Genomic DNA, 22,697 nt, shown 5'->3' on the forward strand with positions numbered 1-22,697 from the left:
CGGCTCACAGACCGTGTTCGTCCATCAGGCACATCAGGTTCCGCTTGCGTCTCTGGGCGATGCGCAAGGCGGTGACGTAAGCGGCGAACTCGTCTTCCGTACCCAGGCGGCGATGACAGTCGCGGATGCTCAGCAGCAGGCCGACGAGCCGCTCGTAGACCCTGTTGCCGGTCTCCTTGGCCAGCGGCTCCGCCAGGCGCAGGTAGACGCCGAGCGCGTCGGCGGGACGGGTGGCCCGCGACTGGTCGGCAAGTGTGAGCCACTGCCGGTCATGGGCACCGGTTTCGGTGGCGGCCTGCCAGGCGGCGTCGACGTCCTCGTCGTCGAGCAGAACGTCGACCAGGACGGGGCCGTCGTGCCGGCTCTGTCGCGGTCGCTCCGCGTCGGCGCGCAGCAGGGCGAGGGCTCCCTCGCGCTCGGCCGGCCAGCTGTCCGCGGCCCGCGCGGCGGCGCGCAGTTGCTGGTACGCGAGCAGCGAGCGGCGGGCGCCGAAGTGGTCGCGGCGCACGGCGACGGCGTCGGCGATCCGGCCCGCCCGCGCATAGCGGTCGCAGAGGTGGTCGACGAGGGCGGTGTCCACGGCGGAGAGTTCCCGGGCGTCCCGGATACCGCGTTCCGCCCACTCCAGGGCCTCGTCGAACCGTCGGGCGGCCTCCAGTTCGCGGGCGATGACCAGGTGCGTGTGGCCGCTCGGTGCGAGATCGGCCGCGTGCACGGCGATCACCGCGTCGACGTTTCCTCCGGCCTTGGCCAGACGCTCCATCAGGTACTTCTCCGCCCAACCGCGGCGGTTGCGCCGCCACGCCTCGGCGGCCAGCTTCCGCAGGACGGCCATGCCGTCTTCTCCGAGGACGTCCTCGTAGTCGAGCGGATCGATGTCGGTCAGGCCGTCGTCGGCGTCGCCGAGCACATGGCCGGCCAGCCAGCGTGCGAGCTCCTGGGGGTCGGGGCGTGCCGCGCGGCACGCGTCGAGGTGGGCGTCGGCGAGGTCCGCGCCGATCTGCCCGAGCCGGCCGTCGGAGTCGTCGACGGTCTTCACCGACTCGGCCAGCAGCCGCATCGCCTCCCGCGCCAGGGTGATCGCGTCGGCGGCCCGGCCCGAGCCGGTCAGCGCGCCGATCGCGGACACCGCCTGCCGGGCCTGGTCGGCGTAGGCGCGGGCATCGGCGTACTCGGCGTAGCCGTACTGCGCGAAGGGACCGATGTCGAGCAAGTCGCGGATACGGGACCGGACCGCGGTGAGGTCCCCGCGGGCGCTCGCGGCCCGCAGTTCCAGGCGTCGCCGCAACTGCCGGTCTCCATCGAGCTGTTCCCGCAGCAGGGCGAGCAACTCGTCCTTGGACAGGGCGGACAGCCACCCGTCGAGGTCCCGCGCGCGCTCCCGGGCCGCCTTCCGCTGCCGCGGCAGGCTCTCCGGCCGGGCGAGCACGGTCAGGCCGAGGGCGACCAGGTGCTTGCAGAAGTTGCCCTCGAGACCGTACGGGCAGTCGCACGCGCCGGACAGCCCGCCGGGCCCGTCCAGGGTCAGCTCCGCCTCGTACCGCTCCGTCCCGTGGACACTCGCGGTGACCCAGCCGTCCCCCACCTCGACCCCGGACACCGCGTCGAGATACCCGAGGGCGCGCTCGAAGGAACGGCCACCGGCCAGCGTCTTGAGGTTCGCCTCGGTGAGACCGCGCATGATTCTCTTCCGCTCTGCTGTGATGATGCAGTCAACGCCCCAGCCCAGGGGGCCGAGGTCGCGAGCCTACGGCTTCGCTGGATATGACCCTCAACTCGCCCGATGTCAGGGGTGGTCTGCCGCTCAGGCGCCCCCGGTCCTCGTGGGGTTCACGATCCCCGGCTGCCACCCGAGGACGATGACCGACCCGAGGCTCTGACTCTCGCAGTCTGCCAGGAGCCACGGCACTCTCAGCGAGAAGGAGTCCGCGTGCGGCCCGTCCGGCGTACGCCCACAACCCTCATAGAGGTAAGGTCCAGCTGTACAGATTCCGTTAAGGTCAACCTGAACGCTTTCGGAGAGGGTATGCCTGGACAGCTCGGCAAACCGGAGCGGCTGCTGGACCGTGATCACGAGTGGGCGCTGCTGAACGACTTCCTCGGCGACCCGGCCACCGAACTGCGGCTGGCCATCGTTTCGGGAAGGCGGCGGAACGGGAAGTCGTTCCTGCTGGAGGCGCTCACGGAGGCGGTGGGTGGGCTGTACCTGACTGCCGTGCAGGAGGAGGGCCGGGTGCCCGCGCTGCACCGGTTCACCGAGGCGATCGCCGCACACGCGGGAGTTCGGCCCGGGGCGATGCGACTGGACGACTGGCGGGATGTGCTCACCGCCGCGCTGGAGGTGGTGAACCGGGCCTCGGGGGCACCACTGATCGTCATCGACGAGCTGCCGTATCTGATGCAGCATTCCCCGGAGATCCCCGGATTCCTGCAACTGCTGTACGACCAGTCGCAGTCCGGCAAGGCACCCGGCGGCCGGATCGTCCTGTGCGGCTCGGCGATGAGCGTGATGTCCGAGCTGCTGTCCGGCACCAAGCCACTGCGCGGCCGAGCCGTGCTGGACCTGCGTTTGCCGGCCTTCGATTACCGCACCGCCCGTACCCACTGGGGGATCGAGGACCCGGCGGTGGCGCTGCAGGTCGACGCCGTGCTGGGCGGCGCCCCCGGCTACCGGCCGCTGGCCGCGGGGCCGGTGCCGCAGGACGAGGCGGAGTTCGGCCCCTGGGTGGAACGCACCCTGCTGGACCCGGGGCGGGCCCTGTACTCGCGGGTGGAGGCGGAGTTCCTGCTGCGCGAAGACCCGCGCATCACCCACCGCACGCTGTACTACGACGTACTGTCCGCCGTCGCCCGGGGTGCCTCGACCCCGGCGAAGGTCGGTTCGATGCTGGAGCGTTCCCGCTCCGCCATGGTCGCTCCGCTGGAGGTGCTCGAGTCCACCGGCTGCATCCGCAAGGAACAGGACCTGCTCAAGGCACGGCACCCGGTCATCAGCGTCGCGGACCCGGTGATCCGCTTCAACCAGCTGATCACACTGCCCACGGTGGACCTGGTGGAGCGGCGACGCGGAGCTCAGGTGTGGCAGTCGTCCCGGCCGACGTACCACTCGAAGATCCTGGGCCCGCACTTCGAGGAGACCGCGCGCGAGTGGGCCCGCTCCTTCGCCATCGACGAGACGGGGTTGTCACTCGGCGCGGTGGGTGCGGCGGAGATCGCCGATCCGGCCGCCCGGACCAAGCACGAGGTCGACCTGCTCGCCATGGCCCCCGGTGAGCGCCCGCGAAGCCCCCGGGCGGCCATCGCTCTGATCGGCGAGGCCAAGGCCACCGTCCAACCCCGTGGGCTCAAGGACCTCGAGCGTCTCGAACATATCCGTGGCCTCCTCGCCGAGCAGGGGCATCGGCCCGATGACGCCGTCCTCGCCCTGTTCTCCCTGCACGGCTTCCATCCCGACGTCATCGAGGCCGCCGAGCACCGCCGCGATGTCCTCCTGATCGACATCGAAGCGCTGTACGGCGATGGCCCCGTCCGCGGCCTGGCATGACAGGTGCCGGTGTCGTGGAACCGGCATGCCCACGGGCCCGGCCTCGGTGCCCGGGTCAGGGCTGGGCCGGATGCCGGCCAGGAAGGCGAACCTGTGGCCAGTACGTCCGCCGCCCCCGGTCATTCCGCCATGCCGGTGCACGGCAACAGCTCACACCCACGATTCCCTGCCCTCCCCCGAGCCCGCCGGTGCCTCGCGGCCGCCCGACGTGACCGGCAATACGTCGGGCGACAGTGCCGCCGCGTGGGCCGTCGCGACCGTCATGCGGCGGCGGTGGTGACGTCGGCACAGCACCTCGTAGCCGGCCTCCACGGCAGTGCGGTTCCCACCACCGACGACAGCCTGCTCGCCTTCACCACCATCTCGCCACGCACCATGCGGGCATGGTGCGTGGCACGCGCCCCACACCAGCACATCGTCTCCATCTGGAGCACCTCCATCGAATCCGCCGGCTCGATCAATTGCTGCGAGCCCGGGAAGCGCAGGTCGTCATGAAGGCATACATCCGTGGTGTCTCGACCCGCTCCGTCGATGGACCTGTTCAAAACCTTCGGCTCGGACGCCGGCATATCCAGGAGCGAATCCCCCGGATACGCCCCGGCCCCGACGAACAGGTCGACAGTGTCGAACACTGCTCCTCGACGACACCCGGGCGTCCTGACCCTGCGGGCTACCGCGCCGCCATTCCGGCTGTGGCCTCCGTGGTTCGCATGGCCCTGGTGACCAAGGCTTCGGCGACGTCGGCGGCCAGGAAGAACGGCAGTCGGCGGTTCACCTCGGCCTCGTGGTCGCGGTAGCGGGCGAAGGGGACCAGGGAGGCGAACAGGGCCCACTGGTATTCGAGTTCGTTGAAGGCCCAGTTCGCCTGTTCACAGGCCTTGAGAATGCCCCGCAGTCTGACGACACAGGCCAGGATCCGCCGGGTCCGGTCGTCCGCGGCCTCCGGGAGCACAGGGCTCCACAGGCTGTCACCGTGCAGCGATTCCGCAAACCACTGGCGGATCAAACCCACCTGTTCCGGGCTCCACACGAACGTCCGCGACCATAGGGCCGCTTCCAGGCGGGCGAAGTCCTTGGCGATGTGACCACGGTGGGTCGTCTCGAAGTCGATCACGTACAGGTGAGGGTCATCAGCGTCAGGGCCGCTGACCAGAATGTTCGAGCAGTGCAGATCGCCGTGCGAGACGCAGGTGAGGTACCGGGTCGTCAGACCGTGATTCTTGTCGTTCAGCAGCCAATCGAAGAGCCGGGTGCATTCCGGAGCGGGCCTCGCGACGTCCGCGATGTGCGCCACCAGCCAGAGCGGGTTGGTCCGCTCCTTGTCCGACGCGGTGCCGCCGACGAGAGTGGGGTCGCCCAGCAGCTCACCCAGAGTGCGAAGTCGCCAGGTCAGACCGTCCTGGACGCCGAAGACCGCGCCGGCCTCCGGTGACTCGAACTTGCGGAGTTCCGATTGCGCGTTCTTTCCGGGCCGGTATCCGGCGCGCTCGAAGCCGGCCGGCCGCAGAGCCGGATACTCGCCCCGTAGGTCACCGACGGTACGGCTGGCGTTGCTCAGCCAGGGACCGAGCGCCTTGACGAAGAGCTTGTCGATCACTCCGCCGAGCCGCTCTTCACCAACGGAGTTCGACCGCAGGAGCCAGTCACGGAACGTGCTCGGTTCGTCACTCTCCCGGAAGACGTACGACGTGAGGATCGCCTGGTGACGGCTGCCGTTGGTGCGGTTGACGATCGTCGTGGACGAGACCGTGCACTTGCTCGACCGGTAGAAGGGGGGCAGTAGTTCGCCGAATTCGTCGAAGTTGCGTTTCTCCCGCTGTACCTTGCTCGCCTCGTCGATCTTCAGCACGCCGACCGGACCGAAGACGTCACGTGTCAGGAACGTCGGCACACGACGGCCTGCGAACAAGGCGCCCTGCACCATGAGTCCACCGGGGCGGGAGGTCAATTCGGCGGCCATACCCTGGAGCAGCCTGGTGGGCAGCCGGACCACCTGGTCGTGCTCTGCCAAGGACATCAAGTCCGCTGTCTCCGAGGGCACGCCGCGCTCCCAGGCGTTCTGCACGACGCTCACATCCCGCACTCTTTCCAGCAGGTCGACGGCCTGCCGGCGCCAGAACCGACGGACGTCCACGGCCCGCGCCGGCAAAACCCCGTACGGGCGGTGGTACAGCCCCGTGAGCAGGCGTTCCAGCCGCTCCTCCTTCCAGGCCGAAAGGCCCAGCAGTACGAAGGCGGTGCTGTGCCAGTGCTCCGGCTTGTCAACCCATTGGTCCAGCAGATGGGTCGCCCAGTCTTCAGCGTCCACATCCCTCACACGAGGGTCGTACTTGCTGTACTCCGCATCCGCGGGATTGGAACCGCCGATGAGCAGCTGGATACCGACGGCATGCCGTAGCCAGCCACACACGTACGCCAGCCGCAGCTCCAGGTCGACGTCCTGCAACTCACTGACGGCGACCAGTGTGGTCGCTTCCGTGGCGGCCAGCAGCAGTTCGCGCTGACCACTGTTGCGCCGGTGCTCGGCCTGAATGGTCTGGAGATAGCCGACAACATCGGCCACGAACTGGTAGTTGTTGGACTTCAGATGGAAGCACAGACAGAAGTTCAGCAGCGCGCTCCGGAGGAACTGGATCCGGGTCCACTGTGCCTCGGACGCCGTGCCGCCTTTGACATAGCGGCCGAACGCCGTACGCGCCTGGAACCGGGCCGTCATCGCTCCCTGATGCAGGGGCGAGTACTCGTCGGCAGGGACCCTGACGCCGTCGAGGCCGTCCCTCAGCATCCGCAGATCCGCGACGATGAGGGGCTGCAGAAGCTCGGCGGGGGCCGGGGCGTGCGTGGTCACGAGCCCCCGGAGGTGTGCCTCGAATTCGTCGAGCCGTTGCGCGAAGGACTTCTCCCACGGCTCGTCGGACCGCCAACGGTCGAACGGATCCGCCGCAGGCTGATGGGCGGAGAGGGGGCCGCCGGGCTGCCTGGGAATCCCGTCCAGGGCCGGCTCCGCAGAGGTCTCCGGCTTGGCCCCGGGCTCGTCGGCCACCGGGTCACCGTCCCGGTCCGGGAGCACGGAATCGAGCTGCGCAAGCCCTGTGCTGCACTCCTCGATAGAACCCACATACCTCTCTGATTGGTGGAACTTGTAAAAAGGGACGGCCAGTTCGAACAGCATGCGGGCCCGCGTTGGGTCCACCTCCGTGTAGTGCTTCCCCGCGTGCTTCGCTGCGTTGGCGATCTTCCACGCGGGGCCAACGCGTTTGTCGGCCTTCAGTTCCTTTTCGGCCGTGACGAGATCACCGCGTGACTTTTCCAGATCCCGAACCAACCGCGGATCGGGATCGGCGACCTCCCGCAGGGCCGTCGAGACGGTATCGAACGCTCGATGGAATTCCTCTGGTGACAGCGAAGAAGTGATCATCAACCTGTTCCTTTCGAAGGATCGTGAAGGTTTCCCGGCAGGCAGAAGGCAGACCGGGGCGAAGTGGGTCAAGACAGGTGGCTCGGCGACGCATGCCGTCGAGCGGGCCGAGCCGCGGTACGCGCCGGGCTCCGCCGAAGGGGTTTCCGGACGGTGAACTACTGCGGGGCGCCTCAGGACGCCGCCGTCAGGTCCTCCCGGATCCGGCGGTCACCCGCGACGAAAGCCGACTGCGGCAGGACCAGATGGGTTTGCGACCGCCCGCGAGCGATATCGCGCCGGGTCACTCCGATGACCCGGGGCTCCTCGGCGTCCGCAGCCAGCTTCAGCACGGCCGACCGGAGTTCGGTCGACTCCGGTTTGTCGGGGACGAGGTCGTACACCTCGAAGAAGCGGATCTGCCGGTAGGTCTCCCCCGGCACCTTCCAGGGCCCGTCGATGCAGCTGTCGACGGCCCGGAAGCCGGCCTCCCTGGCCAAGGGGACGAGTTCCCTGTGGCCCACCTCGCCCAGCTCCTCGACGAGTTCGCGGCGCAGGCATTCAGTCGCAGCCTCACGGTCCGTGCCGCGCTGGAGCCAGCGTGTGAACCCAAGGACCCGCGGAGCGGGCAGAAAGCCGCGCAGATCGTGCCGCATTTCGGCGCGGGTGCGGACCTCTGGCTCGAAGCCGAGCCGCTCGAGCCGGGGCTTCGCCCCTTCGTGGTACTTCACCACGCCACCAGGCGGACCAAAGGCACCCGGGCGGGTGACGGAGGAGAACAGGACGTAGTGGTCCTCGTCGTTCACCCGCAGCAGCACGGCGACAGAGACGCGCACACGGCTCCATGGTGTGAGCAGGACGCAGAGCAGGGCGAGGTGCCGCCTGTTCTGCCAAAGTATCCGGCCTATCGCCGTGAGCAGAGCCACCACGATGCCACCCACGATTTTTTCTACCACCAAGACACCCTCACCGAAATGTGCACGTCTCCCTCATCGGAATCAACGCGTGTGCGGATTCCGCACCCCTGAGACCCACCCCGTGTATGACCCGTTGAACCGATCCGGACCAGCACCGGAGAAGCATGAGGTTCGGCTGAAGTGACCGGTTGCCATGCCCCGGGATCTCCGTAGTGACGACGCACTGCAGTGGGGTGAAGCCGCTGACCACACCCTGCCGGTCTGCTGTCAGCGGGGGCGATTGACCTTGAGCATCGGGGACTGCGAGGTTTGTTCGCCACCTGGCGGCAGCGGTCATAATCAATGAATCAATCTGAACGTCGGGGGAGGTAGTCCGCGTTGGCACGCAAGCCAGGGCGTCGGGAGCAACCGCTCGATCCGCAGGCGGGTCCGCTGGAACGCTTCGCGCTGGACCTGCGCGAACTACGTGAGAGGGCCGGACTCACCTACACGGAGATGGCCGATGTGGCCCATTTCGCGGCAAGTACCCTGTCTCAGGCCGCCGCTGGACATCGGTTCCCCACCCGAGAGGTACTCCGTGCCTACGTCCGCGCCTGTGGCGGGGATCCAGATCGGTGGGAAGAACGCTGGGACGGCGTACGGCACGACCTGTACGGGCTCGGGGAGCAGCGGGAGGCGGACCGCCTCGTCCCGCGTGACTTCGGTGACGTGGAAGCCACCAGTTTCGTGGGCCGTGAACCTGAGCTGGCCGCCGGCAGTGAGCTGCTGAAGCGATGCAGGCTGGTCACGTTGACCGGGATCGGCGGAGTGGGTAAGACCCGGCTGGCGAGGCGACTCCTTCGTGAGGTGGCTGAGTGGTTCGCGGACGGTACGTACTGTGTGGAGCTGGCCGACCTCAGCAGCGACCACGCCGTCGCCGAGGCGGTCGCCTCCACCGTGGGCGTACACGCCGGGGCGGGGCAGGACCCCTTGTCCGCGCTTGCCGGGGCGCTGCGCGGACGGAGCGTTCTCCTCCTGCTCGACAACTGTGAGCATGTACTGGACGGATGCGCCCGCACCGTGCGTGGGTTACTCACGTCCGTGCCGGAACTGCACATCCTCGCCACCAGCCGACAGCCACTCGATGTCGGTGCCGAGCATGTGCTGCAGGTGAAACCGCTGGGCCTGCCTGCCATGGCGAATGGGCACCTGCACGAGACACTCGCCGTGGAAGAGGGCCCAACGGCCTCGCCGGCCATGACCCTCTTCGCCGACCGGGCCGAGGCCGCCTCCCCCGGCTTCCGGGTCACCGAGGCGAACCGGCACACCATCGCTCGTGTGTGCCGGACGTTGGACGGCCTGCCCCTCGCCTTGGAGATCGCCGCACGACGACTGCGCACACTGACCCTTGACGAACTTCTGGAACGGCTCGACCGCAGGTTCCGTCTGCTCGGCCCGGGCGGCCGCGACCGCGCAGCACACCCTCGCCACCAAGCGCTGCGTGCGCTCTTCGACTGGAGCTACGAGTTGTGCACCGAGGCCGAGCGAATGGCCTGGCAGCAGCTGTCGCTGTGTTCCGGCGGCGTGCTGCTGACGGATGCCGAGCAGCTCTGCGGGCACGCCGAAGAAGGCGAGGTCCCCGATGGTGCCGCAGCCGACAATGCTTTCGAAGCATTGTCCGGGCTTGTGGACAAGTCACTTCTCACCAGCGTCGAGACAGGCGGTCGCACCCGTCTGTACATGCTCGAAACTGTTCGGGCTTACGGGCAGGAGCGTCTCGCGGAGAGTGGCCGGGCACAGCTCGCCCTGCTTCGTCACCGGGCGTGGTATCTCGACCTCGCCGCGCAGGCGGGTGTCGCTTATGGCACACCCGGGCAGGCCGCCTGGCTGCGTCGTCTGCGCGCCGAGCATCCCAATCTGCGGCAAATCATCACAGCGCCGACGCCGACCGATGAGCCCGCGGAAAGAGTGCTGTGTGCCTCCCTCGGCTTCTGGCTGCACTGTCTGACGTCGGCCAATGTGGGCGAGGGTGCTCACTGGATGCGAAAGATCCTTGAATGGCACCCGCGGCCTCCCTCCCCCGGGGCGACCGCCACTTGGTGTCAGGCCGCATGGGTGGCCGGCTTCTTGCTGCTCCTCCACGGAGACCACGACAGTGCCCACGAGGTGATCAGCCGGAGCGAACAAGCCCTGGCCGACATGCCGGCCATCTCGGATGCCGCGGACCGTTCGGCGCACTGTGCGAGCAGGGCCGAACTCACTGCCGCATTTCTACAGCTGCGCAGCTTGGCAGCACTGGTCACCGAGGACACGGAGACCGCAGCAAAGTACGCGGAGTCCTCCCTGGCAACCGGGCACTGGTCCGCCTCACTGCTGACACAGCAACAATGCATCGCTCAACTCGGTTTCTCCGCGGTCATCCAAGGTGACCATGCCCGCTCAACCGCCCTGCTCGAACAAGCACTCGCCCTGTCCGAGGCTCAAGGAAATGCATGGCACCGGTGCTATCTGCTATGGGCTCTCGCCGTCGACCATGGCGAAGCAGGGCAGCCGAAGATTGCCCTGCGGCTCCTCCACCGTGCGCTCCAGCACACCAAGGAGATCGACGAACGCATGGGCGAGGCAACCCTCAGCGAGACCTTGGCCTGGGTGCTCTCCTCCTACGGCAACGCACGCTCGGCAGCCGTCATCCTGGGAGCCGTGGACCGCGTTTGGCACCCGTCGGGCACTCCCCGACTCTTCGGTTTCGCCCAATTGACCGCACACCGCGAACGCGGTCTCCGGAACGTTCGTGGATCACTCGGCGAAACCGAGTACACACGGGCGTACGAGGAAGGCCGGCGTCTCGGTCTACGGCACGCGCTGGACAAGGCATTCCTCGACAGTGAGCCCTTTCAGGGTGGCCCCTGACCGGGTGCCGGGCTGGAGTTCAGCGACACACAAGGTCCCTGAGCCGTTGAGAGAGCGCATCGTCACCCGTGAGGTCGGCCTCCGCTGCCGGCTCCCTCCGCACCAGCCCATCTCGTCGGCCTGGTCTACTGCCGCCGGCACGACACGCCGGCACAGATCGCCGCGGGTTCGACATATCCGTCGGCGCCGCCCACTCTTACGCCGTCGTGGACCACCTGTACCAACAGGCCCCCGGCCTGCCGGCCGGCTTGTGGGAGACCGACCCTGACTGGGTCCTGCTCGAGGGAGCGCCCGCCGAGTGCAACCGGCCAGGTGACAGCCGGGCCCACTTCGCCAGGGCGTGCCCCTCCTCGCCGACCGCACCTGCACCGAAACCGGCCCCTGGGGACTTCGTCACCAGGCCGATCCCGATGTGGCGACCCCAGAAGCCCTCAACGAAGCCATCACGTCCCACGAACAACAACTGGCACACACCGCCCCGCTTACACTCTGGACAGAGTGCCGTCCACCGATGCCCCGCGGCCGCACGGTCAGCCGGAGGAGACCGGCAGCACGTCGGGCGACAGTGCCGCCGCGTGGGCCGTCGCGGCCGTCATGCGGCGGCGGTGGTGACGGCGGCACAGGACCTCGTAGCCGACCTCGTCCGCGGAGCCGGTGACGTCGCCGACGACCACCTGGGCGCCCTCGACGACCATGACCCCGCCGACCGTACGGGCGTTGTGCGTGGCGCGGGCGCCGCACCAGCACAGGGCCTCCACCTGGAGCACCTCGACCCGGTCGGCCAGCTCCACCAGTCGCTGGGAGCCGGGGAACAGCTTGGAGCGGAAGTCGGTGGTGATACCGAAGGCGTACACGTCGAGCTCCAGGTCGTCCACGACCCGTGCGAGCTGGTCGATCTGCTCCGGGGCCAGGAACTGCGCCTCGTCCGCGATCACGTAGTCCGCGCGGCGGCCCTGGGAGAGGTGGTCGACGAGGTACGCGTACAGGTCCGCGCCGTCGCCGACCTCCACCGCGTCCGTGACCAGGCCGAGACGGGAAGAGAGCTTGCCCTCGCCGGCCCGGTCGTTGCGGGTGAAGATCATGCCGACCAGACCGCGCGCCGAACGGTTGTGCTCGATCTGGAGAGCCAGCGTCGACTTCCCGCAGTCCATCGTTCCGGAGAAGAACACCAGCTCGGGCATGAGAGGTCGGGCACCTTTCGGCAGGGGTTGCGGGCGGATCGTCAGGAGTTCAGGAGCGTACTTCGAGCAGGGGGACCAGCTGCTCGGCAGGGGTCATCGAGCCGTGGTTGCCGACCATCGCCGACTCCCTGGGCTCCCGCTCGGAGGCGATCAGCAGGACGTCGTCCCGCGCGGCGGCGATCACGTCGCCGATCCGGTGGTACACGCGTTCGTCGACCGTCGGTCCGAACCAGCCCGCCTCGATCGCCTCGTCGCGCGAGGCCACCCAGAACTGCTCGCCGAGCACCTCGCGCCAGCAGGTCAGCACGTCGTCCGCGGCGCCCGGTACGGCGTAGACGTGCCGGGCGCGGCCCTCGCCGCCGAGCAGGGCGACGCCCGCCTTCAGTTCCCAGTCCTCGTCGAAGTCGACGCGGTGGTCCTCGTCGAAGGGGATGTCGACCATGCCGTGGTCGGCGGTGACGTAGAGCGCGCTGCGCGGGGGCAGTTGTTCGGCCAGGCGCTGGACCAGGCGGTCGACGTACATGAGCTGGCCGCGCCAGGTGTCGGAGTCGAGACCGTAGCGGTGGCCGGCGCCGTCGACCTCGGCGTAGTACGTGTAGACCAGGGCGCGGTCGGCGGCGGCGAGCTGCTCGGCCGCGGTGTCCATGCGCTCCTCCCCGGAGAGCCGCCCGAGGAAGGTGCCGCCGCTGAGCGCGACCTTGGTCAGGGGGGTGTTCGCGAAGGTCGGCGAGGAGACCTGGGCCGCGTGCACGCCCGCGCGGTGGGCCAGCTCGAAGACGGTGGGGTACGGCTGCCAGGGGCCGGGCGGGGCCCAGGGCTGCCAGCGCAGCTGGTTCATCAGCTCGCCGGTGTCCGGGTTGCGCACGGTGTAGCCGGGCAGGCCGTGTGCGCCCGGCGGCAGGCCGGTGCCGACGGAGGCGAGGGAGGTGGCGGTCGTGGCCGGGTATCCGGCGGTGATCGGACGCCCGGTGCCGCCGCGCGAGGCGGCGAGCAGGGACGTCATGAAGGGGGCTTCCTCGGGGTGCGCCTTCAGCTGCTCCCAGCCCAGCCCGTCGATCAGGAACACGCAGTTCCGGTCGGCGGGGGCCAGCTCGGGGATCGCGGCGCTCGTGCCGGGGACGCCCATGCCGGCGGCGAGCGTGGGCAGCAGGTCGGCGAGCGAACCGGTGCCGTACTCGGGCAGGGGCGCGGAGCCGAGGGCGAGGGGGCTCGGGTGCGCGTCGTCCCAGGCGGTGGGGTGCGGGGGCGGCGCAGAACGGGCGGAAGGCGTGGGACGCGCGGGAGGCGTCGGCCGGGCGGTGGACGCGGACTGCGGAGCGCGGGCGGGCGGCGCGGGGCGGGGAGCCTGCGGGCGGGGCACGGGCCGCGCACCGGGGGTCGGCTGCGCACCCGACGCGGGCTGGGCGCCCGGTGCGGGTCGCGCGCCGGGGGTGGGCTGTGCCATCAGCGCGTCTGATCCGCGGTCGCCTCGGACAGGGCCTGCGCGAAGGTGAGGGCCTGGCGCACCGTCTCGGGGCCGTCGCCGGCCTCGCTGACGCGCAGGCTCAGGTCGTCGGCCGTGGAGCTGCCCGTGTAGCCGTGGTCGGCCTCGCAGTTGGGGTCGCCGCAGGCGGCCGGCTCCAGGTCGATGCGGGAGACGGCGCCCCAGCCGATGGTGAGCACGATCTCGCGCGGCAGCGTGCCCGGCTTGTACGACTCCGGGTTGGCGACCACCCGGCTGACCACGATCGACGAGATCCGGCCGAGCTTGACCGACTCCGTGGACGTGGTGGCGTACGGCGTCGAGGAGGTGGTGTCCGCGGCCTGCTCGTCGGTGTGGCTGACGATGAAGCGGTTGCCGGTGAGGACGAGCACGGTGACGTGCCGCCGCACCTCGTTCTGGTCGAACGTCGTCTCCTGGTGGACCAGGTACGACCGGACGGGCTCGCCGCCCACGGCGGCCTCCACCGCCTCGGCCACGAGGGCCGGGTAGTAGCCGCTGCGCTCGATCGCCGCCCGCAGCCCCTGGGTCGTCGTACTGGTCTTGGCCATGACGCCCATCCTACGGGGGACCACTGACTGCGAGGCACCGGTCAGTACGCGGGGAGGGTCCGCGGGCCGAGGTCGTCACGGGCGGGCGGCGGGGCGAGGCGCACGGACGCGCCGAGGACGCTCACGCCGCGCGGGGCGACGACCACCGGTTCCAGGGTGATCGCGACGACCTCCGGATGGTCGTGGACCAGCCGCGACACCCTCAGCATCAGCTCCTCCAGCGCCGGGGTGTCGACCGGTGCCGAGCCGCGCCAGCCGAACAGGAGCGGTGCGGTCCGGATCGACCGCACCAGTGAGGTCGCGTCCCGGTCGGTGACCGGGATCAGCCGGTGCGCCATGTCCCCGAGCAGCTGGGAGGGCGCCCCGGCGAGGCCGAAGGACAGTACGGCTCCGGCGGCGGGGTCGATGACCGCGCGTACGACGGTGTCGACACCGCGCGGTGCCATCCGCTGCACCACGGGGCGCAGCTCCTCCGGGGCCCCGAACAGCTCCGTCAACTCGGTGTACGCCCGGCGCAGTTGCTCCTCGTCGGCCAGGTCCAGGCGGACGCCGCCCAGGTCGGCGCGGTGCCTCAGGTGGGGGGCGGTCGCCTTGAGGGCCACGGGGTAGCCGAGGGTGCGCGCGGCCTCGGCGGCGGTGCCGGGGTCCGGGGCGGGGAGGGCGCGGTGGACGTGAATGCCGTAGGTGCCGAGCAGGTCGCAGGTCTCGGCGGTGCCGAGGGTGAGGCCCTGGCCGCGCGAGAGCAGTCCGCCGATGAGGGCGGCGGCGCCCCGCTCGTCGATGTCGTCGTACTCCGGCACCTTGCCGGGGTCGGCGGCGTCCCGCCGCCACTGGCCGTACGCGACGGCCTGGGCGAGCGCCCGGACGGCACGCTCGGCGGCGGGGTAGGCGGGGATGAGGTGGGCGCCCTCGGGGGGTGCGACGGGGGCCGGCGGGCCGCCGTCGGCGGCCGCGCGGGCGCGGTCCGAGGCATCCGCGCGGGTCGGCGCACCGCTGCCGGCGGACGGCAGGACGCCCACGGCGGCCGAGGGCGGCGCGGCGCCGGACGGCCGGGACGCCGTGCCCGTCACCGTCACCGTCTGCGGCGCGGCGCCGGTCGCCGAAGGGGGTGCCGTGCTCGTCGCGGCCGACAGCGCCTCCGCGAGGCCGCCCAGTTCCACGTGGACCACCAGGACGGGTTTGGACGGGGTCGCGGCGGCGGCCGAACGCAGGGCCTGTGCCAGGGCCGCGTCGCCGACCGAGCCCTCCCCCACCGCCGGGATCGCGGTCACGACGACCGCGTCGCTCGTGTCGTCGGCCAGCGCGCGGGAGAGCGCCGCGTGGAAGTCCGCCGCCGAGGCGGCGGTGGTGAGGTCCAGCGGGCGGTGCGGACGCAGGCCCTCGGCGAGGCAGGCGTCGTAGGTGAGCAGGCCCAGGGACTCGGAGTTGCCGAGGATCGCCACCCGGGGTCCGGCCGGCAGGGGCTGGCGGGCGAGCAGCAGGCCCGCGTCGACCAGTTCGGTGATGGTGTCCACGCGGATCACCCCGGCCTGCCGCAGCAGCGCGGAGACCGTCGCGTGGGGCAGCCGGGTCGCCCGTACGGCGTGCCCCCGGGGCCCGGCTCCATGGCGTGCGCCCTGGACCACGACCAGCGGCTTCGCCGCCGCGGTGCGCCGGGCGAGGCGGGTGAACTTGCGGGGGTTGCCGATGGACTCCAGGTACATCAGGGCGACGTCGGTGTCGGGGTCCTCGTACCAGTACTGCAGGACGTCGTTGCCGGAGACGTCGGCCCGGTTGCCGGACGACACGAAGGTGGACACGCCGGTGACGCCGGTGACGCCGCCACCGCGCCGGTGCAGACGGGACAGCAGGGCGATGCCGATGGCGCCGGACTGGGCGAACAGTCCGATCCGGCCGGGTCGGGGCATCTCCGGGGCGAGCGAGGCGTTCAGTCGCACGTCGGGCGAGGTGTTGATGACGCCGAAGGCGTTCGGGCCGATGATCCGCATGCCGTACGAGCGCGCCTGCCGTACGAGGGCGCGCTGGCGTTCGCGGCCGTCGGGGCCCGACTCGGCGTAGCCGGCGGAGACGACGACGAGCCCCTGCACACCGTGCTCACCGCACTCGGTGACGATCTCGGGGACCCGCTCGGCGGGCACCGCGACGACCGCTAGGTCGACGGACCCGTCGATGTCCCGCACCGAGCGGAACGCGGCCACCCCGCCGAGTTCCTTCTCCCCCTCCCCCAGGGACTTGTTCACGGCGTACAGCCGGCCGGTGAACCCGGTGTCCCGGAGGTTGTCGAGGACGCTGCGGCCCACGCCGCCGGGGGTGCGGCCGGCGCCGACGACCGCCACCGAGCCGGGGGCGAGCAGCCGCTGCACCGAGCGTGCCTCGGCACGCTGTTCGCGCGCGTACTGCACGGCCATGGAGCGGTCGGTGGGTTCGAGGCCGAACTCCAGGCGGACGACACCGTCCTCGAAGCTGCGCCTCTGGGTGTACCCGGCGTCGGTGAACACCTTGATCATCTTGTTGTTGGCGGGCAGCACCTCGGCCGCGAACCGGCGGATGCCGCGCTCCCGCGCGACGGCACCGATGTGTTCGAGGAGGGCGGAGGCGACGCCCCGGCCCTGATGGGCGTCCTGGACGAGGAAGGCGACCTCGGCCTCGTCGGCCGGTGCCGACGCGGGCGCGCCGTCGGCGCCGATCCGGTCGTAGCGTACGGTGGCGATGAACTCGCCGCCGATGGTGGCCGCGAGTCCCACCCGGTCCACGAAGTCGTGGTGCGTGAAGCGGTGGACGTCCTTGGCGGACAGGCGAGGGTAGGGCGCGAAGAAGCGGTAGTACTTCGACTCGTCCGACACCTGCTCGTAGAAGCTGACCAGGCGCTCGGCGTCATCGACGGTGATGGGGCGGATGCGCGCGGTGCCGCCGTCGCGCAGCACCACGTCGGCCTCCCAGTGGGCGGGATACTCGTGCCGGTCCGACGAGGTCTGCATGGGCCCCAGAGTACGGCTCGCGTACGACAACGGCGCGAGGCAGTCTGTGGTGGACGACAGCCGGGCCGAGGCCGCGGTCCGGCTGTCACCGGGAGCGGGAGCTGATGCCGCTTCGGGCACGCTCCCGGCACGCTCCGGGCATGCTTCACGATGTGGGAAACTGGTCTAGACAACCCTGAACAGCGAAGGGCAGCAACACATGGCTGAGCGCCGCGTCAACGTCGGCTGGGCCGAGGGTCTCCACGCCCGCCCCGCCTCCATCTTCGTCCGAGCCGCCACGGCCGCAGGCGTCCCGGTGACGATCGCCAAGGCCGGGGGCGACCCCGTCAACGCGGCCTCCATGCTGGCCGTCCTGGGCCTGGGCGCCCAGGGCGGCGAGGAGATCGTCCTCGCCTCCGACGCCGAGGGCGCGGACGCCGCCCTGGAGCGTCTGGCGAAGCTGGTCTCCGAGGGCCTCGAGGAACTCCCCGAGACCGTCTGAGAACGCAATACCGAAAGGCCCGCCCGGACCACCGGGCGGGCCTTTCACTTTTTCCTCGCACGGGCAGCTTTCCCCTTTTACGGGCAGCATAAATAGTCCCCGAGAAATGCTCCCTCTTTGTATACGGCACCCGTGTTAATGACGAATGCTCGGCATGTTTACGGCATGTTGCGAGTTCCTCACACGGTCCGCGCGGCCGGCTCCGGAGGCGAAACGCAGGCGGTGCCCGGCGCTCGCCCGCTCGGTGTGCAGCGCCGTGACCGACCGCGCGCGGTCGCCGTCGCCGCGCGCCACGGCGTCCACGATCGCGCCGTGCTCCGCCCAGTACTCGACGGGATCGGACGGCCCCTCGGCGGCGTACATCCAGGCGATCTTGTGCCGCAGCTGGGTCAGTGTCGAGGTAAGTGCCGGGCTGCCGGTGGCCTGGGCGAGCGTCTCGTGGAACCAGCCGCTCAGGGAGCGCAGGTCGTCGCTGTTGCCCTGGCGGGCGCGTTCCTGCCCCAGCCGGACCAGGCCGCGCAGCACCTTCAGATGGGCCTCGGTGCGGCGCTGGGCCGCGCGGGAGGCACCGAGCGGCTCGAGGAGCATGCGCATCTCCAGCAGGTCGGCGGCCTCCTGCTCGGTGGGTTCCGCGACGCACGCGCCCGCGTGCCGCCGGGTCACCACGAATCCCTCGGCCTCCAGCGTGCGCAGCGCCTCCCGGACGGGGACGCGGGAGACGCCGTAACGGCGGGCGAGCACTTCCTCGGTGAGCCGGCCGCCGCGCTCGTGGACACCCGCGACGATGTCGTCCCGGATCGCCGTGCACACCGAGTGCGCGGGAATGCGCATGACGAACCTCCGGATTAATCCCCGTGAAACGCCGACGATTGACGTGTGTTCCGCGACTCTATTGCAATCGGCGGTAATTCACGACGGCGGGCCGGAATCCATGCATATTTTTTGGACAAGCGTTGCGGCGGTTCCCGGAAACACCGATGCCCCGGCTCGGGGAGCCGGGGCATCGGGAAGCGGACGGGTCAGAGGTTCACACCGTGCGCGCGGAGGTAGGCGACGGGGTCGAGGTCGGAGCCGTAATCGGCGCCCGTGCGGGCCTCGAAGTGCAGATGCGCGCCCGTGACGTTGCCGGTGTCGCCGGAGAGGCCGATCTGCTGTCCGGCGGCCACCTGCTGGCCCACCGAGACGCCGATGGACGACAGGTGGGCGTACTGGGTGTACGTGCCGTCGTGCATCTTGATGACGACCTGGTTGCCGTACGAGCCGCCCCAGCCGGCCTCGACGACGGTGCCGACGCCGACCGACCGGACGGAGGTGCCGCTCGCGGCGTGGAAGTCGACACCGGTGTGGCTGCCGGAGGACCACAGCGAGCTGCCGGCCTGGTAGCCGGTCGAGACGTACGAGCCGGGGATCGGGGAGACGAAGGTGTTGAGGCGCTCGCGCTCGGCCTCCCGGGCGGCGCGCTCCTTCTCCGCGCGGGCCTCCTCGGCCGCCTTGGCGGCCTTCTCGCGCGCGGCCTCCTCGGCGGCCTTCCGCGCGGCGGCCTCGGCCGCCTCCCGGGCGGCCTCGTGCTGGGCGGCCGCCTGGGCGTCGATCCGGTCGGCGATCGCGTCGCCGAGGGTGACGACGGGCGTGAGGCCGGTCTGTGCGGCAGCGGGCTCGGCGGCGAGTGCGGGGGCCGCGAGGGAGCCGACGACGCCGGTGGTGGTGAGCGCCGCGACGCCCGCCACGCGGGCGGTGCCGCGCTGCGTCCGGCTGGGACGACGGTGCTTGCCCGGGGCGCGGGTGAACGCCATGTACAGGCTGGTCCTTTCCTTCCCTCTCGCCTACCGGGTTAGCTGACGGGTTCGGAGCAGGAAGGTCTCCTACGGGCCCCCTCGCGACACGCGCGGGCGTCCGATTCACCCCAGGGACTGCGGTGGGTCCCCGGCTCCCCTGGCTCGCGCCGTAGGGGGACTCGGCGATGACTGTCCGGTGCCGCGGATGCGGCGCACTGCCCGACGAACAGCCCGGATGACGCTAAGCGGGCCGTCTCCCGATCCTCAAACGAATCCCGGTTTTTGTAGCGCATCCCACAGGTCAGACGGGCAACTTCCGCCCCGATTCGGGCATAAGCGGGCCCTGATGACTTTCGTGTCACCAGGGCCCCACGCGCGCGTGCGTCCTCGCCGCTCGCTACTCGGCCGTCACGACGGTGACTTCGCCGATGCCGAGGGCCTCGACGGGTGCCTTGATCTGCGCCGCGTCACCGACGAGGACGGTCACCAGGCGGTCCACCGGGAAGGCGTTCACGACGGCCGCGGTGGCCTCCACGGTGCCGGTCGCGGCCAACTGCCGGTACAGGTCGGCCTGGTAGTGGTCGGGCAGGTGCTGCTCGACCTGGTCGGCCAGGGTGCTCGCGACGGCCGCGGCGGTCTCGTACTTGAGCGGCGCCACGCCCACGAGGTTCTGCACCGCGACATCGCGTTCGTCGTCGGTGAGCCCGTCGGCGGCGAGCGTGCGCAGCACCGTCCACAGGTCCTCGAGGGCGGGGCCGGTGTTCGGGGTGTCGACGGAGCCGCTGATGGCCAGCATCGCCGCGCCGGTGCCGTCCGGGGCGGACCTGAGGACCTGGCCGAACGCCCGTACGCCGTAGGTGTAGCCCTTCTCCTCGCGCAGCACGCGGTCCAGGCGGGAGGTGAGGGTACCGCCGAGGCAGTACGTGCCGAGCACCTGCGCGGGCCACACGCGGTCGTGCCGGTCCGCGCCGACACGGCCGATCAGCAGCTGCGTCTGGACGGCGCCGGGGCGGTCCACGATCACGACGCGCCCGGTGTCGTCGGCGGCCACCGGCGGAACGGGCCGCGGCTGCGCCGAGGAGCCGGTCCAGGCGCCCAGGGTGTCGCCGAGCAGCGCGTCCAGGTCGATGCCGGTGAGGTCGCCGACGACCACGGCGGTCGCCGTGGCGGGGCGGACGTGCTTCTCGTAGAAGGCGCGGACGGCCGCGGAGTCGATGCCGGTGACCGTCTCCTCGGTGCCCTGGCGCGGACGCGACATACGGGCACTCGCCGGGAACAGCTCCTTGGAGAGCTCCTTGGCGGCGCGGCGGGAGGGGTTGGCCAGCTCGTGCGGGATCTCGTCGAGGCGGTTGCGGACCAGCCGCTCGACCTCGCTGTCGGCGAACGCCGGCGCCCTGAGCGCGTCGGCGAGCAGTCCGAGTCCCTTGGTGAGCCGGGAGGCCGGGACCTCCAGGCTGAGGCGGACGCCGGGGTGGTCGGCGTGCGCGTCCAGGGTGGCGCCGCAGCGCTCCAGCTCGGCGGCGAACTCCTCGGCGGAGTGCTTGTCGGTGCCCTCGGAGAAGGCCCGCGCCATGATCGTGGCGACACCGTCGAGACCGGCCGGCTCGGCCTCCAGGGGCGCGTCGAGGAGCACCTCGACGGCGACGACCTGCTGACCGGGGCGGTGGCAGCGCAGCACGGTCAGGCCGTTGTCGAGCGTGCCGCGCTCGGGGGCCGGGAAGGCCCAGGGCTTGGCGTCGCCCGCCTGCGGCTGCGGGTGGAAGTCCATCGTGGCGAGCTCGGTCACTTCGCCGCCTCCTCGTTCTCGTCGGTGCCGGCGGCTGCGGCGGCTTCCTCGGTGTCCTCGGCGTCTCCGGCTTCCGGGGCGACGGGCTCGTAGACGAGCACCGCGCGGTTGTCGGGGCGCAGGCGGGCCTTGGCGACCTCCTGCACCTCCTCCGCCGTCACCTCCAGGACGCGCTGTACGGCGGTCAGGGCGAGCTGCGGGTCACCGAACAGGACCGCGTACCGGCACAGTTCGTCGGCGCGGCCGGCGACCGTGCCGAGCCGGTCGAGCCACTCGCGCTCCAGCTGGGCCTGCGCGCGTTCCATCTCCTCCGCCGTGGGGCCCTCCTCGGCGAACCGGGCGAGCTCCTCGTCGATGGCGGTCTCGATGACCGGCACCTCCACGTCGCCGGACGTCTTCACGTCCAGCCAGCCCAGGGAGGGGGCCCCGGCCAGCCGCAGCAGGCCGAAGCCGGCGGCCACGGCCGTACGGTCGCGCCGTACCAGCCGGTTGTAGAGCCGCGAGGACTCGCCGCCGCCGAGGACGGTGAGCGCCAGGTCGACGGCGTCGCACGCGCGCGTGCCGTCCTCGGGCAGGCGGTAGGCGGCCATCAGCGCACGCGCGGGGACCTCCTCCTCGACGATCTCGCGCAGCTGCCCGCCCATGACGTCGGGCAGCGAGCCGTCGCGCGGGGCGGGTTTGCCGTCGTGGCCCGGGATGGAGCCGAAGTACTTCTCGATCCAGGCGAGCGTCCGCTCCGGGTCGATGTCGCCGACCACGGAGAGCACGGCGTTGTTCGGCGCGTAGTACGTGCGGAAGAACTGGCGGGCGTCCTCCAGGGTGGCCGCGTCCAGGTCCGCCATCGAGCCGATGGGCGTGTGGTGGTACGGGTGGCCCTCCGGGTAGGCGAGGGCGGTCAGCTTCTCGAAGGCGGTGCCGTAGGGGACGTTGTCGTAGCGCTGGCGGCGCTCGTTCTTGACGACGTCCCGCTGGTTCTCCATGGACTCGTCGTCCAGGGCGGTCAGCAGGGAGCCCATGCGGTCGGCCTCCAGCCAGAGGGCGAGCTCCAGCTGGTGGGCGGGCATGGTCTCGAAGTAGTTGGTGCGCTCGAAGCTGGTGGTGCCGTTGAGGGAGCCGCCGGCGCCCTGGACCAGCTCGAAGTGACCGTTGCCCTTCACCTGGGCGGAGCCCTGGAACATCAGGTGCTCGAAAAGGTGAGCCAGACCCGTACGTCCCTTGACTTCGTGACGCGAACCCACGTCGTACCAGAGGCACACCGCGGCGACCGGGGTCAGGTGGTCCTCGGAGAGCACCACGCGCAGGCCGTTGGCCAGGCGGTGCTCGGTCGCTGTCAGGCCGCCGGAGCCTGCCTGGGCTGTGGCCGTGTGACCCATGGGCATGTACGTCCCTTCGATCGCGGAGGCGGTCGTCGAAACCGCCGTTTCTGCCGGTCCTGCCACTGTATGCAAGCGCGCGGACCCCCGACGAAGTTCCCGCCCGGACCGGGATACGCCGAGAGCGAGAATGCCGGGGAACACGCGAGCACCCGAGTTTCCGCGTTCTGCGAACCGCAGCCCCCGTCCTCCGCGGGCAGCCGCCGCCACACGCCGCGTTCCCGCGGGCTGCCGCAGCCACCGCCCCGCGGTCCGCGGAAGCGCTTCCGCCAGGCACGAGCCGTGCCGGGCCCGGGCAGCGCTTCCGCGATCCGCGGGCAGTCGTGCCGCAGGACGGCACGGGTG

The 22,697-nt window shown here is 70.8% G+C and carries 14 protein-coding genes, 1 pseudogene and 1 riboswitch; of the genes and pseudogenes, 3 read left to right on the forward strand and 12 right to left on the reverse strand.

Annotation, left to right across the window (positions count from 1 at the left end; all coding sequences use genetic code 11):
- Positions 1–4: 4 nt before the first annotated feature.
- Entirely contained in the window at positions 5–1,681 is a 1,677-nt protein-coding gene (locus ACFV5H_RS10030) for an SWIM zinc finger domain-containing protein (RefSeq protein ID WP_385193908.1), read from the reverse strand.
- Positions 1,682–2,026: 345 nt separating this feature from the next.
- On the opposite strand from ACFV5H_RS10030, the gene ACFV5H_RS10035 reads away from it, so the two are divergent.
- Complete coding sequence (locus ACFV5H_RS10035; protein ID WP_385193910.1) at positions 2,027–3,544, forward strand: ATP-binding protein; 1,518 nt, start codon at positions 2,027–2,029, stop codon at positions 3,542–3,544.
- 150 nt (positions 3,545–3,694) lie between these two features.
- Here the strand turns inward: ACFV5H_RS10035 and ACFV5H_RS10040 are convergent.
- The 3 genes and pseudogenes from ACFV5H_RS10040 to ACFV5H_RS10050 all read right to left on the reverse strand — a co-directional run.
- Positions 3,695–4,089: pseudogene (locus tag ACFV5H_RS10040) on the reverse strand (thymidine kinase); the annotation flags it as partial.
- 125 nt (positions 4,090–4,214) lie between these two features.
- Entirely contained in the window at positions 4,215–6,962 is a 2,748-nt protein-coding gene (locus ACFV5H_RS10045; RefSeq protein ID WP_385193913.1) for a phosphotransferase, read from the reverse strand.
- A 173-nt stretch (positions 6,963–7,135) separates the two neighbouring features.
- Positions 7,136–7,882 (reverse strand): hypothetical protein, encoded by a 747-nt coding sequence (locus ACFV5H_RS10050; RefSeq protein WP_385193915.1) that lies wholly within the window; start codon positions 7,880–7,882, stop codon positions 7,136–7,138.
- A gap of 354 nt (positions 7,883–8,236) precedes the next feature.
- Here ACFV5H_RS10050 and ACFV5H_RS10055 point away from each other — a divergent pair, with 354 nt between their 5' ends.
- A complete protein-coding gene (locus tag ACFV5H_RS10055) occupies positions 8,237–10,747 on the forward strand; it encodes an ATP-binding protein (RefSeq protein ID WP_385193918.1) in 2,511 nt (836 codons plus the stop codon).
- Between the two features lie 530 nt (positions 10,748–11,277).
- Here the strand turns inward: ACFV5H_RS10055 and ACFV5H_RS10060 are convergent.
- From ACFV5H_RS10060 to ACFV5H_RS10075, 4 genes are read right to left on the reverse strand one after another with little or no spacing between them, the layout of a single operon-like run.
- Complete coding sequence (locus tag ACFV5H_RS10060; protein ID WP_385045796.1) at positions 11,278–11,928, reverse strand: thymidine kinase; 651 nt, start codon at positions 11,926–11,928, stop codon at positions 11,278–11,280.
- 49 nt (positions 11,929–11,977) lie between these two features.
- Positions 11,978–13,372 carry an alkaline phosphatase family protein gene (locus ACFV5H_RS10065; RefSeq protein ID WP_385193920.1) on the reverse strand — a complete coding sequence of 465 codons (1,395 nt, stop codon included), beginning with the start codon at positions 13,370–13,372 and terminating at the stop codon, positions 11,978–11,980.
- Positions 13,372–13,959: a DUF5998 family protein gene (locus ACFV5H_RS10070; RefSeq protein WP_385193922.1), complete on the reverse strand. Its 588-nt coding sequence runs from the start codon at positions 13,957–13,959 to the stop codon at positions 13,372–13,374. The genes ACFV5H_RS10065 and ACFV5H_RS10070 overlap by 1 nt, the downstream gene beginning before the upstream one ends.
- A gap of 41 nt (positions 13,960–14,000) precedes the next feature.
- The gene (locus ACFV5H_RS10075; protein WP_385193925.1) at positions 14,001–16,937 is read right to left on the reverse strand and encodes a GNAT family N-acetyltransferase; all 2,937 of its coding nucleotides are present in this window, start codon (positions 16,935–16,937) and stop codon (positions 14,001–14,003) included.
- Between the two features lie 199 nt (positions 16,938–17,136).
- On the opposite strand from ACFV5H_RS10075, the gene ACFV5H_RS10080 reads away from it, so the two are divergent.
- Positions 17,137–17,418 (forward strand): HPr family phosphocarrier protein, encoded by a 282-nt coding sequence (locus ACFV5H_RS10080; RefSeq protein ID WP_385045807.1) that lies wholly within the window; start codon positions 17,137–17,139, stop codon positions 17,416–17,418.
- Positions 17,419–17,553: 135 nt separating this feature from the next.
- Here ACFV5H_RS10080 and ACFV5H_RS10085 read toward each other — a convergent pair whose 3' ends face one another.
- From ACFV5H_RS10085 to ACFV5H_RS10100, 4 genes are all read right to left on the reverse strand, one after another.
- Positions 17,554–18,249 (reverse strand): GntR family transcriptional regulator, encoded by a 696-nt coding sequence (locus tag ACFV5H_RS10085; protein WP_344567005.1) that lies wholly within the window; start codon positions 18,247–18,249, stop codon positions 17,554–17,556.
- A gap of 188 nt (positions 18,250–18,437) precedes the next feature.
- The gene (locus ACFV5H_RS10090) at positions 18,438–19,211 is read right to left on the reverse strand and encodes a M23 family metallopeptidase (protein ID WP_385045809.1); all 774 of its coding nucleotides are present in this window, start codon (positions 19,209–19,211) and stop codon (positions 18,438–18,440) included.
- 12 nt (positions 19,212–19,223) lie between these two features.
- Positions 19,224–19,388: riboswitch (cyclic di-AMP (ydaO/yuaA leader) on the reverse strand.
- A 202-nt stretch (positions 19,389–19,590) separates the two neighbouring features.
- Positions 19,591–20,979 (reverse strand): M16 family metallopeptidase, encoded by a 1,389-nt coding sequence (locus tag ACFV5H_RS10095; RefSeq protein WP_385193928.1) that lies wholly within the window; start codon positions 20,977–20,979, stop codon positions 19,591–19,593.
- The gene (locus tag ACFV5H_RS10100) at positions 20,976–22,358 is read right to left on the reverse strand and encodes a M16 family metallopeptidase (protein WP_385045815.1); all 1,383 of its coding nucleotides are present in this window, start codon (positions 22,356–22,358) and stop codon (positions 20,976–20,978) included. Before ACFV5H_RS10100 ends, ACFV5H_RS10095 begins: the two co-directional genes overlap by 4 nt.
- Between the last annotated feature and the right edge of the window lie 339 nt (positions 22,359–22,697).

It is taken from the genome of Streptomyces sp. NPDC059787, assembly GCF_042732315.1.
GTDB classification, from domain to species: domain Bacteria; phylum Actinomycetota; class Actinomycetes; order Streptomycetales; family Streptomycetaceae; genus Streptomyces; species Streptomyces atrovirens.

Coding starts and splice junctions, on each gene's coding strand:
- ACFV5H_RS10030 (WP_385193908.1), bottom strand. CDS start 1,681: ATGCGCGGTCTCACCGAGGCGAACCTCAAGACGCTGGCCGGTGGCCGT.
- ACFV5H_RS10035 (WP_385193910.1), top strand. CDS start 2,027: ATGCCTGGACAGCTCGGCAAACCGGAGCGGCTGCTGGACCGTGATCAC.
- ACFV5H_RS10045 (WP_385193913.1), bottom strand. CDS start 6,962: ATGATCACTTCTTCGCTGTCACCAGAGGAATTCCATCGAGCGTTCGAT.
- ACFV5H_RS10060 (WP_385045796.1), bottom strand. CDS start 11,928: ATGCCCGAGCTGGTGTTCTTCTCCGGAACGATGGACTGCGGGAAGTCG.
- ACFV5H_RS10065 (WP_385193920.1), bottom strand. CDS start 13,372: ATGGCACAGCCCACCCCCGGCGCGCGACCCGCACCGGGCGCCCAGCCC.
- ACFV5H_RS10070 (WP_385193922.1), bottom strand. CDS start 13,959: ATGGCCAAGACCAGTACGACGACCCAGGGGCTGCGGGCGGCGATCGAG.
- ACFV5H_RS10075 (WP_385193925.1), bottom strand. CDS start 16,937: ATGCAGACCTCGTCGGACCGGCACGAGTATCCCGCCCACTGGGAGGCC.
- ACFV5H_RS10080 (WP_385045807.1), top strand. CDS start 17,137: ATGGCTGAGCGCCGCGTCAACGTCGGCTGGGCCGAGGGTCTCCACGCC.
- ACFV5H_RS10085 (WP_344567005.1), bottom strand. CDS start 18,249: ATGCGCATTCCCGCGCACTCGGTGTGCACGGCGATCCGGGACGACATC.
- ACFV5H_RS10090 (WP_385045809.1), bottom strand. CDS start 19,211: ATGGCGTTCACCCGCGCCCCGGGCAAGCACCGTCGTCCCAGCCGGACG.
- ACFV5H_RS10100 (WP_385045815.1), bottom strand. CDS start 22,358: ATGCCCATGGGTCACACGGCCACAGCCCAGGCAGGCTCCGGCGGCCTG.